The organism is Thioalkalivibrio sp. ALE21 (genome assembly GCF_003208255.1).
Classification (GTDB): Bacteria; Pseudomonadota; Gammaproteobacteria; order Ectothiorhodospirales; family Ectothiorhodospiraceae; genus Thioalkalivibrio; species Thioalkalivibrio halophilus.
This window is the reverse complement of the sequence record NZ_QKMA01000003.1, coordinates 166,766-180,543: the sequence shown is the minus strand read 5'-3', so window position 1 is coordinate 180,543 and position 13,778 is coordinate 166,766. Positions and strand designations below refer to the sequence as shown.

Below are 13,778 nucleotides of genomic sequence, written 5' to 3'. Positions count from 1 at the left end.
CCATGTCGCTATCTCTTCATTGCTTGGGCGGATGCCCGGTGGACCCACCACACGGGCAGAAGATGCACCGCGAGAAAGCCACCGAACAGGGCGAGCAGGTCGGGGTTCTCGTAACCCGCGAACACCGCCGCAAATGCGGCTGCGATGAGCAGCAGCCGGAATACCTGAGCCAGCATCATGCGCCCGGCCAGGTTGCGGGCGGCCGACGCACGATACGCCCCGAAGACCGCAAATACCATCACGGCGTTTCCGAGGGCGGCAATCCCGCCGCCGAGCGCCATCGAGATGGCGGCCGACGGTAACGACAGCACCAGCAAGAGCACCGTCAGGAGAAGGGTGACTGCGAGCTGCAGACCGAGCGACTGGATGGCAGGGCTGAAGCGTCGCAGTGTCATCTGGTGGATGGGCACAACCCACCCCTCTCCGGAAAATTGCGCGCAGTATAAGTGGGCCCTTAAGGGAGGTCAACGCGACCCGCGGGAGCCGACCGGGTTACTGAATATGTGAAAGGATTCCGTCGAGCTCGTCCAGGGAGTTGTATTCGATCACCAGGCGGCCCTTGCCCTGACGGTTGTAACGCACCTGGACGGGAGCACCCAGGGTGTCGGCCAGGCGGCTCTCCAGCTGCCGGATCTCGGGCGGGGGCTCGGTGGAGACCGGCTCGGCATCCTTCTGCTCGAGGGTGCGGCGCACCAGCTGTTCGGTGGCGCGTACCGAGAGGCCGCGCTTGACGACGCGCTCGGCGACCTCGGGCTGGTCGTCGACCGGCAGGGCGAGGATGCAGCGGGCATGGCCCATCTCGAGGCGACCCTCGTCGACGTGAACCTTGACCGCATCGTGGAGCTCCAGCAGCCGCAGGAGGTTGGTCACCGCGGTGCGCGAGCGGCCGACGGCGGTGGCCGCGTCCTGGTGGGTCAGTTCGAATTCGCCGATCAGGCGGTGGATGGCACTGGCTTCCTCCAGCGGGTTGAGGTTCTCCCGCTGGATGTTCTCGATCAGGGCCATCGCGGCGGCCGCCTGGTCGGGGATCTCGCGGATCACTGCCGGGACCGTTTCGAGGCCTGCCTGCTGGGCGGCGCGCCAGCGTCGCTCGCCGGCGATCAGCTCGTAGCCATCGTCCACCGGCCGCAGGACCACCGGCTGTACGATGCCCTGCGAGCGGATGGATTCGGTCAGTTCGGCCAGCGCCTCTTCGGAAATCCGGCCGCGCGGCTGGTAACGGCCGCGGCGGATGCGTTCGACCGGCACGGACTCCAGGCGATCCTCTTCGCCGGGCTCCTCGGAGGCCCCGCTGAGCAGCGCGTCGATACCACGTCCGAGTCGTCCACTGTTTCTTCTGGCCATGTGTCGAATCCTGCCGAAAGGAGCAATCAGCGGCGCAGCAGTTCGCCTGCCAGGGCGAGATAGGCGACCGCGCCGCGCGATGAAGCATCATACAACAGAGCAGGCTGACCGAAGCTGGGGGCTTCGGCCAGGCGGATGTTGCGCGGGATCACGGTATTGTAGACCCGGTCGCCAAAATACCCGGTCAGCTGCTCGGATACGTCGCCGGCGAGACGGTTGCGGGCGTCGAACATGGTGCGCAGCAGCCCGGCGATGCGCAGGCGGGGATTGGGCCCGCGCTGGATGCTCTCGATAGTGCGCATCAGCGCGGTGAGACCCTCGAGGGCGTAGTACTCGCACTGCATGGGGATAACCACGCCGTCGGCAGCGACCAGACCGTTGACCGTCAGCAGGTTGAGTGACGGCGGGCAGTCGACCAGCACGTAGTCCCAGCGGCCACGGGCATCCGCCAGGGCCTGTTGCAGGCGATATTCGCGGCCCTCTTCTTCCATCAGGCGCACCTCGGCCACGGTCAGGTCACCGTTGGCCGGCAGCAGATCGAAGCCGGCCTCGACGCGCTGCACGACATCATCCAGGGGCGCATCACCCAGCAGGACGTCGCAGGTGGTGCGTACGTCGGCATGCTTGTCTTCGCCGGATCCCGTGGTCGCGTTGCCCTGCGGGTCCATGTCGACCACCAGCACCGAACGCCCCAGACGGGCGAGCGATGCGGCCAGGTTGACGCAGGTGGTCGTCTTGCCGACGCCGCCCTTCTGGTTGGTGATCGCGAGGGTTTCGGTCACGGCGCGGTTCTCTCGATGATGGCGATGTGACGGGGGGCGTGCTCGCCGGGAATGGTAACCGGCTCGACCGCATGATACGACCACGGTGGCGGCAACGCCTCGCGGGCGCGGTCCGCCGGGCCCAGCATCGCCAGTACCCGCCCCTGCGGGGCGACCAGATGGCCGGCGCGCTCAAGGGTCTCGGCGGGGGCCTTGAAGGCGCGCGAGACCAGGGTATCGAACGGGGTCTGCGGCGCGAACTGCTCGATCCGCAGATGACGGGCCTCGACGTTTTCCGTCCGCAGCAGGCCGATCACGTGACGCAGGAAGCGAACGCGCTTGGCGGCACTGTCCAGCAGGCAGTACCGCCGATTCGCGGCCGCATGGCCGTCGGGGGCGTACGCGTCGGCCAGGGCCAGGATCAGTCCCGGCAGTCCGGCACCGGTTCCCACGTCCAGGATGCGCTGCCCGTGCAGCCACGGGCGCAGGCTGAGACTGTCGAAGACATGCCGCGACACCATCTGCTGCGGATCGCGCACCGCGCTCAGGTTGTGCACCCGGTTCCAGCGTTCGAGCTGACTCAGCCAGGTCACCAGCGCGTCGATCGCGGGTTCCGTCAGACCCGCGGCGGGGGCGTGGCGCGCAAGCTCCGCACGCCAGGTGTCCTCATTCGCCACTGGCCCGCTGCTTCAGATGCACGGCCAGAGCGGACAGCGCGGCCGGAGTCACGCCGGGAATGCGCCCCGCCTGGGCCAGGGTGTGGGGACGGAACTCGGCGAGCTTCTGCCGGAGTTCAGCGGACAGGCCATGGACGCGGTCGTAGTCCAGATTTTCCGGCAGCGGCGTGTTTTCCGCGCGCTCCTGACGCCGGACCTCGGTCTGCTGACGTTCGATGTAGCCGGCATACTTGGTCTGGATCTCGACCTGCTCGCAGACGTCGGCGGGCAGGGTCGCGGCCAGTTCGGGCAGGCAGGCCATCAGACCGGGATAATCCACGTTCGGGCGACGCAGGAGGTCTTCCAGGGTCGCCTCGGGATCGGGTGTCTGGCCGAGGTAGGCGACCAGGGCCTCGCTGCGCCGCTGTTCGCGCGACAGCCGGGTTGCACCCAGGCGCGCGCGTTCGGCCTCCACCTGTTCGGCCCGGCGACTGAACACGGTCCAGCGTTCGTCGTCGACCAGACCCATTTCGCGGCCCGTCGGCGTGAGGCGCAGATCGGCGTTGTCCTCGCGCAGCAGGAGGCGATGTTCGGCGCGCGAGGTGAACATCCGGTAGGGCTCGCGGGTACCGCGGGTGACCAGATCGTCGATCAGCACCCCGATATAGGCCTCGGAACGCTGCGGGACCCACGGGTCGTGCCCGGCGACGTGGCGGGCGGCGTTGAGGCCGGCCACCAGCCCCTGGGCGGCCGCTTCCTCGTAGCCGGTCGTACCGTTGATCTGGCCGGCGAGGAACAGGTTGTCGACTTCGCGGGTCGCCAGCGCCGGGGTCAGGCCGCGCGGGTCGAAGAAATCGTATTCGATCGCATACCCCGGACGGGTGATGTGTGCGTGCGCGAAACCGGGGATGCTGCGGACCACGTCGACCTGTACCTCCCAGGGGAGGCTGGTGGAGATGCCGTTGGGATACAGCTCGTGGGTATCCAGGCCTTCGGGTTCCACAAAGATCTGGTGACTGTCCTTGTCCGCGAAGCGCACCACCTTGTCCTCGATCGACGGACAGTAGCGCGGACCGGTGCTGTCGATGGCCCCGGAATACATCGGCGAGCGCTCGAGGTTGTCGCGGATGATCGCGTGGGTATGCTCGGTGGTCCGGGCGATATGACAGGCACGCTGCGGCGGATGCTCGTCGCGCGAACCGACGAACGAGAAGACCGGTCGCGGATCGTCGCCAGGCTGACGTTCCAGCACGGAAAAGTCGACGCTGCGGCCGTCGATGCGTGGCGGGGTACCGGTCTTCAGCCGGCCGACATCGAACGCCATCTCGCGCAGGCGCGCCGCCAGGCGTTCGCTCGGCGGGTCGCCGGCGCGGCCGCCGGCCTGGTTCTGCTCGCCGGTATGCATCCGGCCGTTGAGGAAGGTGCCCACGGTCAGCACCACCGAGCGGGCCTCGAAGCGGATCCCGCCGTCGGTCACGACCGCCGCAGCGCGGTCACCGTCGAGCACGACATCGGCCACGCCCTGCTGAAAGACCCGCAGGTTGGGACACTGGTCGACGGCGCGGCGTACGGCCAGGCGATAGAGCTGGCGATCCGACTGCGCACGGGTGGCGCGCACCGCCGGCCCCTTGCGCCGGTTCAGGACGCGGAAATGGATACCCGCGGCATCCGCGGCCCGCGCCATGACCCCGCCCAGTGCATCGATCTCCCTGACCAGATGCCCCTTGCCAATGCCGCCGATCGCCGGGTTGCAGCTCATCTGCCCGACGGTCTCGAGATTGTGGGTCAGCAGCAGGGTTTGCGCACCGGTGCGCGCTGCCGCCAGGGCTGCCTCGGTACCGGCATGCCCGCCGCCCACTACGATGACATCAAAGGATTCCGCCATGCTCGAGAACTTCCCGGCCCGGGGGTCGGGCCACTGCGTTGCAAGCGATCAGTGTAGCAGGAGCGCTGCCGGTCCCGAAGTGACCATACCGTGAATCGCTTTCGACTCGATCAGGTCGGGACGGGGGCGCTGCGCACGCAGTCCCGGCCGGCGGTCTTGGCGGCGTACAGTGCGTCATCGGCGCGCTGCACCAGCGCGTCCAGCGATTCGTCACCCTGGCGACACGCCACGCCCACCGAGGCGGTTACGGTCAGCGAATCCGCCGGAAACAGATCGACGGGTTCCGCCCCCAGGCGCTCGCGAATCCGTTCCGCCAGCGCTCGCGCGCGCTCGAGGTCGCCGTGCGGCAGGACCGCGAGGAATTCTTCACCGCCCCAGCGGCCGGGGGTGCCGCCGTCGCACAACTCGTCCTGCAGCAGGGCAGCGAAATGTTCCAGCACCCGATCGCCGGCACGATGGCCATGGGTGTCGTTGATCCGCTTGAACCAGTCGAGATCGAACAGCAGCACGCACAGGCCGGCATCCGCCCCGCCGCCAACTTCCAGCTGACTCCGTACCCGGCGCGCGAGGGCCCCGCGGTTGAACAGGCCGGTCAGCGGATCGCGAGTGGCCTGCCGGTAGAGCCGCAGCAGCATGTGCAGCTGACTCAGAGCGGCCCATACGGCTACCCCGGCCACCAGCACCAGCAGCCAGAGATTGCCCAGGGTGTCCCAGCGACCCAGATTGCCCATGGCCGCCTCGATGGCCATGTAGACGGCGAGGATGACAACCGAACCGAACGCACCTTCGCGCAGGGTCAGCGGGAAGATGGCCAGGGCCGCGACCGTGAGCGCCGGAAAGAAGGCGTAACCCGAGGCGAGCGCCGACTCGAGGTCGGAATTGATGATGAACCGCGCCATGGCATAGAGCGTCATCGGAATCGCCAGCAGCAGGGCGAGGCGCCACAGCGTGCCGCGGTAGCCGGTATCCTGGCGGCAACTCCACCACAGCACCAGCCCGGCGCCGGCCCCTGTGAGCCGCAGGATCATCGTAAGCAGGGCGTCCGGGGTATCCAGCAGGAAGAATTCGAGCGGCAGCCACAGGGGCAGACCGATGGCCAGCAACAGCGCCAGCGGCCGGATCCGGCGGCGGATGTAGTCCGCTCGCGTTTCCCGGAAGTCGGGCGCGTGACCGCCACCATGGACGAGATCGGGTAGATTCATCCGGATCAGGCGTTCACGCAGGGAGGCAGGGGAGGATTCCTCGGTCGGGACTTCCGGTTCGGTCGCCATGCCGCATTCCTTCGCTCGGGATTCGGCAAGCCTGCGGCGGGATCACGGCGAATGCAAAAGCCGCAGAACGGCACTCGGATTATTTGCCGATGCAGAACCCGGCGAAGATCTCGCCCAGCAGGGCCTCGTGGTCCTGGCGTCCGAGGAGGGCGTCGAGGGCCTGTTCGGCGCTGCGCAGTTCTTCGGCGGCGAGATCGCCGGGCAGTGCCGGGTCGATGCGTTCCAGGGCACTCGCGGCCGCCACCAGCCCGTCGAGGTGGCGCGCACGCACGCTGAAGCCGCCGTCCGTCTCGGGCGCCAGGCCCAGGCGCGCGGCAATCGCGTCGCGCAGCGCATCCAGTCCCTCGCCGGTGCGCGCGGAGATCGCGAGCGCGTCGGCGGAGACAGAACCCTGCCGGTCATCGGCAAGATCGCTCTTGTTCCACACTACCAGGCGCGGCAGATCGGCCGGCAGGTCCTGTGGTATCCCGGCGTCGGGATCGGTGAGGTCACGCAGCTCGAGCACCAGGTCGGCCGTCCGTCCGGCCTCGCGGGCCCGTTCCATGCCGATCCGCTCCACCGGATCCTCGCTCCCGTGCAGGCCGGCCGTATCCACCACCTCGACGGGAATGCCATGGATCGCGACCGGTGCCCGCAGCACGTCGCGCGTGGTCCCGGGCCGGTCGGTGACGATGGCAACCTCATCCTCTGCAAGGCGGTTCATCAGGCTGGACTTGCCGGCGTTGGGTGGCCCGAGCAGCGCCAGTCGCAGACCGCGGTCCAGGTAGCGGCCGGGCCGCAGGCGTTCGATCAGCGCGCGGATCTGCGCGGCGAGTTCGGCCGCCGCCGGAGCCAGCGTCCCGGCCACATTCGACTCGAGATCGGTCTCGCCAAAGTCCAGTTCCGCCTCCATGTGGACCCGCAGGTCGCGGATGCGGCGGGAGACCGGCTGCAGCTCGGCCGCCAGGGCGCCGTCCAGACTGGAACGTGCGCGCCGCGCCGCGCGCTCGGTCTGGGCGTGGATGAGATCGGCGACGGCCTCCGCCTGGGCCAGGTCCATGCGGCCATTGAGGAACGCGCGTTCGGTGTATTCGCCCGGGCGCGCACGGCGCGCGCCCAGGGCCACGCAGGCCGCGACCAGCCGCTCCAGGAGTACGGGGCTCCCGTGGCCCTGGAATTCGACCACGTCCTCTCCGGTGTAGGAACGCGGGCCCGGGAAGAACAGCACCAGACCGTCGTCGATCAGCGCATCATCGGCAGGATCCTGCAGGCGCACGTAATGGGCGTGCCGCGGCCGTGGATCAAGCCCGGCGATCCGCCGCGCCAGTGCCACAGCATCGGGACCGGAAAGGCGCACCACCCCGATGCCGCCGGACCCCGGAGGGGTCGCGACCGCGACGATGGTGTCACCGTCCACGAAGGGTCACTCCTTCTGCTTGTCGGGGTCCGCGCCGGTCTCGATCTTGCGCGTGATGTACCACTGCTGCGCGATGGAGAACAGGTTGTTGGTGAACCAGTACAGCACCAGGCCCGCCGGGAAGAAGGCGAAGAACACGGTGAACACGAACGGCAGCGCCATGAAGATCTTCTGCTGCACCGGATCCATCGGCGGCGGGTTCAGCTTGTACTGCACGAACATGGACACGCCCATCAGGATCGGCAGGATGAAGAACGGATCGCGTGACGACAGATCCTGGATCCACAGCCACCAGGGGGCCTGACGCAGTTCGACACTCTCCAGCAGCACCCAGTACAGGGCGATGAACACCGGTATCTGCACCAGGATCGGGAGACAGCCACCCAGCGGATTGATCTTCTCCTTCTTGTACAGGTCCATCAGCGCCTGGTTCATGCGCTGCTTGTCGTCCTTGTAGCGCTCCTTCAGCTCCTGCAGCTTGGGCGCGACCTTGCGCATGCGCGCCATGGAGCGGTAACTGGTCGCCGACAGCTTGAAGAAGGCCAGCTTGATCAGGATCGTCAGGATGACGATGGACCAGCCCCAGTTACCGACGACCGCGTGGATCTTGTCCAGCAGCCAGAACAGCGGGCTGGAGAGGAAGGTGAACACCCCGTAATCGACCGTCAATTGCAGGCCGTCCGCGATTTCGGCCAGCTCCGCCTGGGTCTTGGGGCCGACCCACAGGCGGGTATGGAACTGGCCGCTGTCGCCCGAGGCCACGCGCAACGGCTCGGCCGAATGCAGGCCGATCAGGTACTCCTCGCCCACTTCCCCGGGGACCCCACGGGCATACAGGGCGTTGAGTTCCTCGGCGCCCGGGATCCAGGCCGACACGAAATAGTGCTCGATCATCGAGACCCAGCCACCCTCGATGCGATCCTCGACCGGATCGTCCGCCAGCGACTCGAAACGCTCGCGCTCGTAGCTGCCGTCGTACCAGGCCGCTCCGGTAAAGGTGTACAGCCACCAGGATTCACGGTCGGGGGTCTCGCCATGACGCAGCTGGCGATACTGACGCCCGATCCAGGGATCGGCACTGTGGTTGTGGACCTCGTATTCCACCTCGATCAGGTGGGTGCCGCGGTTGAAGACGTAGGTCTTCACGACCTCGATCTCACCGTCTTCCGAGGTCCAGCGCATCGGCACGCGCAGCTGATCCTGGCCTTCGCCCAGCTCGAAACGATCCTGGTCGACCTCGAAGTCGGCGTGATGCGACGGCGCGCGTCCTTCGGGGTCGACACCCTCAACGCGGTCGTGGGTCAGGCCGCTCTGCGCGACATAACCGCGAATGCGGTGATCCAGCAGGCGCACCGGCACCAGGGGGTCGTCGCGCAGATCCTGCGGGAACTGCAGCAGATCGGCCCGCAGGATCGTGCCACCGCGGGTATCGATCAGCAGGTCATGCTTGTCGGTCACCACCTGGATCTGACGCCGCTCCGGGGCCGCGATGGGTTCCGGGGCATCCGTGGCCGGGTCGGCCTCGGGCTCGGCCGCCGCCTCCGGGGTATCCGGAACATCCTCCGGCCGCGCATCCGGATCTTCTTCCAGCTCGCGTTCGGCCGCGGTCTCGGTGGCCGGTCGGGTGCCGTAGTCATCGTTCCAGGCCATCCACATCAGGAACAGGATGAAGGCCAGGGTCAGCCACAGCAGGGGACGGATGTTATCCATGGGCGCGATTACTTCCGGGAAGGAGATTGGGAGTCGGGATCCCGCGGCGGGACCGGATCATAGCCACCCGGTGACCAGGGGTGACAGCGCAGGATGCGGCGCAGGCCCAGCCAGAATCCGCGCAGCACGCCGTGGGTCTCCACGGCTTCCACCGTGTAGGCGGAACACGTCGGGAAATGGCGGCAATGCGGCGCCATGAACGGCGAGATGCCGTACTGATAGGCCCGCACGGGCAACAGGGCGATCTTGCGCAGCAGACGGCTCATCGGATGCGGTCCAGCAAATGGTCGATCTCGCGCCGCAGGGCTTCGGCTTCCACGTCACCCGCCCCGCCGCGCGCGAGGATGATGATATCCACCGGCGGCAGTTCGGTACGGCGCTGGCGAAAGGCCTCGCGGGCGATTCGCTTGATACGGTTGCGCCGTACCGCGCGTCGGACATGGCGCTTGGCGATCGCCAGGCCCAGCCGCGCAGGGCCGTCCTCGCTCCGCGGGCGGTAAAGCAGGGTCAGGTGGCGCCCGCGCACCCGCCGTGCGTCCTGGAAGACGTAGCGGTAGTCACCGCCGGTCAGCAGGCGCGCGGCGCGCGGAAAGCCGGCCGGCGAGGACTGCGCGGGCACTCGGGCCGAGGCCGGGCGTTACGGCGTCAGGCGCTTGCGGCCCTTGGCCCGACGGGCATTGATGACCTTGCGACCGCCACGGGTGGCCATGCGGGCACGGAATCCGTGGGTTCGCGCGCGGACGAGACGGCTGGGCTGGAAGGTGCGCTTCATGATGATTCCGGAATGACTGGATGAAAGGCCGGTGAACCTACCCCGTGTAGCGCCACAAGTCAATCATCCCCGGGGGATGCGGCTGGCGTGACCCGGCACGGCGGGCGTAGACTGCACGCCTGTTTCGTATCCCTCATCGGAGAATATCGCGTGGCTTCCGACAGCCTTTGGAGGGCCTGCCTGGACCGCCTGCAGGACAAGGTCTCCGAACAGCAGCTCAATACCTGGCTGCGCCCCCTGCATGCGGATGAAAGTGGCGACACCCTGCGCCTACTGGCCCCGAACCAGTTCGTGTTCGAGCACGTGCGCGACCATCTGCTCGGGACGATCGAAGAGGCGGTGGTGGAGATCGCCCCCGCCGGTTCCGGGGGTGAAACACCGGCCGTCCGTCTCGGGATCGGCGGCGAGGAACCAGCGCCGGCAGCGGCAGGCGACGGGGCGGGCGCCACCGGGACACGGCCGGCCGAAGGGGCCGGCACGCCGCCTCGCGCATCCGGACCGGTCAGCAACCTGAATCCGGCGTTCACTTTCGAGACCTTCGTCGAGGGGAAGTCCAACCAGCTGGCCAAGGCCGCCAGTCTGCAAGTAGCGGAAAACCCCGGGGTCGGCTACAACCCGCTGTTCATTTACGGCGGTGTCGGCCTGGGCAAGACCCATCTGATGCATGCGATTGGCAACAGCATCCTGGCGCGTCAGCCGGAAGGCCGGATCATCTATCTCCATTCCGAGCGCTTCGTGGCGGACATGATCAAGGCGCTGCAGCACAACGCGATCGACGACTTCAAACAGCACTACCGGAGTGCGGATGCGCTGCTGATCGATGACATCCAGTTCTTTGCCGGAAAGGAACGCTCGCAGGAGGAATTCTTCCACACCTTCAACGCGCTCCTGGAAGGCCAGCAGCAGATCATCCTGACCTCCGACCGTTACCCCAAGGAAGTCGAGGGGCTGGAGGAACGCCTGAAGTCCCGGTTCGGCTGGGGACTGACCATCGCGATCGAACCGCCGGAACTGGAGACCCGTGTCGCCATCCTGCAGCGCAAGGCGGAACAGGCGGGGATCGAACTGCCCAGCGAGGTGGCCTTCTTCATGGGCAAGCGAATCCGCTCGAACATCCGCGAACTGGAAGGTTCGCTGCGCCGGGTCCTGGCAAACGCCCACTTCACCGGCAAGCCGATCACGGTGGACTTCGCCAAGGAGGCGCTGCGCGACCTGCTGGCGGTGCAGAACAAGCTGATTACGCTGGAGAACATCCAGAAGACGGTGGCCGATTATTACCGGATCAAGGTCGCGGATCTGCTGTCCACGCGCCGCAGCCGCTCGATCGCGCGGCCACGTCAGGTAGCGATGGCTCTGGCCAAGGAGCTGACCCAGCACAGCCTGCCGGAGATCGGTCAGGCCTTTGGCGGGCGCGATCACACGACGGTCATGCATGCCTGCCGCAAGATCGCGGAACTGCGCGAGTCGGACGCGAGCCTCGACGAGGACTATTCCAACCTGCTCCGCACGCTGAGCAGTTGAACGGCGGATGGGAGAACGCCCGCCCGGGGCTGTGGATAAAACGGTGGACAAGCTGTCCCTGTGGCGGTGCAAAAACCGTGGGTGAGTGAGGAGGCGAAATCTGTCCACAGGCCACGCACAGCTATCCCCAAGGGCTGACGGGACAGATTTATAGTCATAAATTGCTGTTTTGAAATGTAAAACGGTCTTTTTTCCACAGGCTGACGCGTCAGTTATTACTACAAGTATTCATTTAGAAAGCTCTTACAACAGGACAAGCCATGGAACTCTCATTCAACCGGGAAGCGATGACCGAGGCCCTGCAGCGGATCGTGGGGGCGGCCGAGAAAAGGCTGACCATGCCGATCCTCGGGAACGTCCGCGTGCGGCCGGACGATACCGGGGGCATGCGGCTGGAGACTACGGACCTGGAACTGGCCTGGAGTGCACATGCAGCCGGCAACATTCCGGCGGAATGCGACACCACCGTGTCCGTGCGCAAGCTGCTGGATGTGGTAAAGGCCGCACCCGGCGAGAGCGAGATCCGGGCGAGCCTGGATGCGGAACGCATGAGTGTCGGTTTTGGCGGTTCACGGTTTTCGCTCGCTACCCTGCCGGGTGCGGATTTCCCCGACTGGGAGGCCGGCGGAATCGTGGCCGCCGTGGATGTGCCGCAGAACCGGTTGCGGCGGTTGCTGGAGGCGACCATGTTCTCCATGGCGCAGCAGGATGTGCGTTACTACCTCCAGGGGCTTTTGCTCGTGGCGACGGGGCATACGCTGCGCGCTGTCGCTACCGATGGCCACCGTCTCGCTCTGGCCGAGATCGAGCTCGATCAGGCGGTGGATAACCGCATCGAACGGATCGTGCCACGCAAGGCGGTGGCCGAACTGAAGCGCAACCTCACCGACGATGACCAGGCGGTGCGTATCGGGTTCGCCGAGGATCAGATGGTGTTCGAGCTGGGATCGGCGGTTCTGCGGTCCAAGGTCATTGAAGGGCGGTTTCCGGATTACGAACGGGTGATCCCCGCGGATCTTCCGGCGACCCTGGTGGTGGAACGGGAAGTCCTCAAAAGGGCGCTGGCACGTGTGTCCATCGTCGCGAGTGACAAGTACCGGGGGGTGCGGATGGTCCTGGGACCGGCGGGCTGCCAGGTGATGACCCATAACGCCGATCGCGAGGAAGCGCAGGAGGCGGTGGAAGCATCCTATGACGGGCCGGAAATGGAGATCGGCTTTAACCTCGGGTACCTGCAGGACGTACTGAACGTGATCGAAACGGATTCAGTGCGGATCGGGCTTCGGGACGGTAACTCCTCGATCCTGATCCAGGCGGAACCGCCTGGCGGCGCGCGCTACGTGGTCATGCCGATGCGTCTGTAGCTGCGGACCCCGGGGTGCTGGAAGAACTGCGTATCCAGGGCGTGCGCAACCTGGAGGCGACCCGGCTGAAGCTGAGCGGCGGATTCAACGTGTTCGCCGGGGCCAACGGTGCTGGCAAGACATCGGTACTGGAGGCCTGTCATTTGTTGTCGGTCGGCCGGTCGTTTCGTACGCAGCAACTCCGCCGGGTGGTACGTGAGGGGGAACATTACCTCGGCGTGGGAGGAACGGTGCTGGACCCGGTGAGCGGGACGCGCCACCGGCTCGGTGTGGAATGGCAGGGGAGCCGGCGCTCGCGTCTGGACGGAGAGTGGCTTCGGGGGCATGCGCGCGTGGCGGAATGGCTGCCCTCGCGGGTGCTGCACGCGGGCAGTTTCGACCTGGTACGGGAAGGGCCGGAGGAACGGCGACGGCTGCTGGACTGGGGCTGTTTTCACGGAATTGCCGGCTACCGCGAGGCATGGCAGCGCTGGCGGCGGGCCCACGAGCAGCGAAACGCGGCGTTGCGGCAGGGACAGGGGAGCGCGGCCCGTGAATTCGAGGGGCCACTGGTGGGGGCGGGCGAACGGGTGACCCGGGCGCGCGAAGAGTATGTCGGAGAATGGCGGGCTCGGACGCTGGAGGCCGCGGGGAAGCTGGGTTTCAAGGAGGACCTTGAAGGTCTGGATCTTCGGCTTCGGCCGGGATGGGAGCAGCGTCGCTCGCTGGCGGAGGCGGTTGATCGCAGTCGGAGCACGGATGCGGAACGCGGGTTTGCGCAGGTCGGGCCGCAGCGTGCCGATCTGGTGCTGAAACTGGCGGGGAGGGACGCGACGGAGGGATCGCGAGGGGAACAGAAACGGCTGGTAACGGCGCTGGTGGTGGGGCAGGGTCTGATGCTGGAGGCGCGTACGGGTCGCTCGCCGCTGCTGTTGCTTGACGACGTTCTGTCGGAACTGGATCGAGGGGTGACGGCCGGGCTGCTCGGCGGCTTGGATACGCTGGGCTGGCAGGTCCTGCTGACCGCAGTGGATCACGGCGCGGTCGGAGACCGGGTTCGGGAGCCCCGGATGTTTCACGTGGAACACGGGCAGGTGACTCCGCCCGACTGATGTTCCA

Annotated in this window: 14 protein-coding genes; 3 read left to right on the top strand and 11 right to left on the bottom strand. The window is 67.0% G+C overall.

From position 1 onward, the window contains the following. Positions 1–8: 8 nt before the first annotated feature. From D893_RS04060 to rpmH, 11 genes are all read right to left on the bottom strand, one after another. The gene (locus D893_RS04060) at positions 9–395 is read right to left on the bottom strand and encodes an ATP synthase subunit I (protein ID WP_026288998.1); all 387 of its coding nucleotides are present in this window, start codon (positions 393–395) and stop codon (positions 9–11) included. 97 nt (positions 396–492) lie between these two features. After that, on the bottom strand, positions 493–1,344 hold the full coding sequence (locus D893_RS04055; protein WP_018868899.1) for a ParB/RepB/Spo0J family partition protein: 852 nt from the start codon (positions 1,342–1,344) through the stop codon (positions 493–495). A gap of 26 nt (positions 1,345–1,370) precedes the next feature. Next, positions 1,371–2,126, bottom strand: coding sequence for a ParA family protein (locus tag D893_RS04050; protein ID WP_019022543.1), 756 nt, complete (start codon positions 2,124–2,126; stop codon positions 1,371–1,373). Then, positions 2,123–2,782 carry a 16S rRNA (guanine(527)-N(7))-methyltransferase RsmG gene (rsmG, locus tag D893_RS04045; RefSeq protein WP_018947248.1) on the bottom strand — a complete coding sequence of 220 codons (660 nt, stop codon included), beginning with the start codon at positions 2,780–2,782 and terminating at the stop codon, positions 2,123–2,125. The genes D893_RS04050 and rsmG overlap by 4 nt, the downstream gene beginning before the upstream one ends. Next, positions 2,772–4,646, bottom strand: coding sequence for a tRNA uridine-5-carboxymethylaminomethyl(34) synthesis enzyme MnmG (gene mnmG / locus D893_RS04040; RefSeq protein WP_110619193.1), 1,875 nt, complete (start codon positions 4,644–4,646; stop codon positions 2,772–2,774). The genes rsmG and mnmG overlap by 11 nt, the downstream gene beginning before the upstream one ends. A gap of 110 nt (positions 4,647–4,756) precedes the next feature. Then, positions 4,757–5,917, bottom strand: coding sequence for a diguanylate cyclase (locus D893_RS04035; protein ID WP_018947250.1), 1,161 nt, complete (start codon positions 5,915–5,917; stop codon positions 4,757–4,759). Between the two features lie 79 nt (positions 5,918–5,996). Beyond that, positions 5,997–7,313, bottom strand: a complete 1,317-nt coding sequence (gene mnmE, locus D893_RS04030; protein WP_110619192.1) for a tRNA uridine-5-carboxymethylaminomethyl(34) synthesis GTPase MnmE — start codon at positions 7,311–7,313, stop codon at positions 5,997–5,999. A gap of 6 nt (positions 7,314–7,319) precedes the next feature. Then, on the bottom strand, positions 7,320–9,023 hold the full coding sequence (gene yidC, locus D893_RS04025) for a membrane protein insertase YidC (RefSeq protein ID WP_018947252.1): 1,704 nt from the start codon (positions 9,021–9,023) through the stop codon (positions 7,320–7,322). Between the two features lie 8 nt (positions 9,024–9,031). Beyond that, positions 9,032–9,289 carry a membrane protein insertion efficiency factor YidD gene (gene yidD / locus D893_RS04020; RefSeq protein ID WP_018868892.1) on the bottom strand — a complete coding sequence of 86 codons (258 nt, stop codon included), beginning with the start codon at positions 9,287–9,289 and terminating at the stop codon, positions 9,032–9,034. Beyond that, entirely contained in the window at positions 9,286–9,642 is a 357-nt protein-coding gene (gene rnpA / locus D893_RS04015; RefSeq protein WP_110619191.1) for a ribonuclease P protein component, read from the bottom strand. The genes yidD and rnpA overlap by 4 nt, the downstream gene beginning before the upstream one ends. A gap of 18 nt (positions 9,643–9,660) precedes the next feature. Further along, positions 9,661–9,795: a 50S ribosomal protein L34 gene (rpmH, locus tag D893_RS04010; RefSeq protein WP_018868890.1), complete on the bottom strand. Its 135-nt coding sequence runs from the start codon at positions 9,793–9,795 to the stop codon at positions 9,661–9,663. 150 nt (positions 9,796–9,945) lie between these two features. Between rpmH and dnaA the strand changes: the two genes are divergently transcribed. The 3 genes from dnaA (at position 9,946) to recF (ending at position 13,771) form a co-directional block, all read left to right on the top strand. Next, the gene (dnaA, locus tag D893_RS04005) at positions 9,946–11,316 is read left to right on the top strand and encodes a chromosomal replication initiator protein DnaA (protein ID WP_110619190.1); all 1,371 of its coding nucleotides are present in this window, start codon (positions 9,946–9,948) and stop codon (positions 11,314–11,316) included. Between the two features lie 260 nt (positions 11,317–11,576). After that, positions 11,577–12,680: a DNA polymerase III subunit beta gene (dnaN, locus tag D893_RS04000; RefSeq protein WP_018947255.1), complete on the top strand. Its 1,104-nt coding sequence runs from the start codon at positions 11,577–11,579 to the stop codon at positions 12,678–12,680. Between the two features lie 14 nt (positions 12,681–12,694). Next, a complete protein-coding gene (gene recF / locus D893_RS03995; RefSeq protein ID WP_018947256.1) occupies positions 12,695–13,771 on the top strand; it encodes a DNA replication and repair protein RecF in 1,077 nt (358 codons plus the stop codon). Positions 13,772–13,778 lie beyond the last annotated feature (7 nt).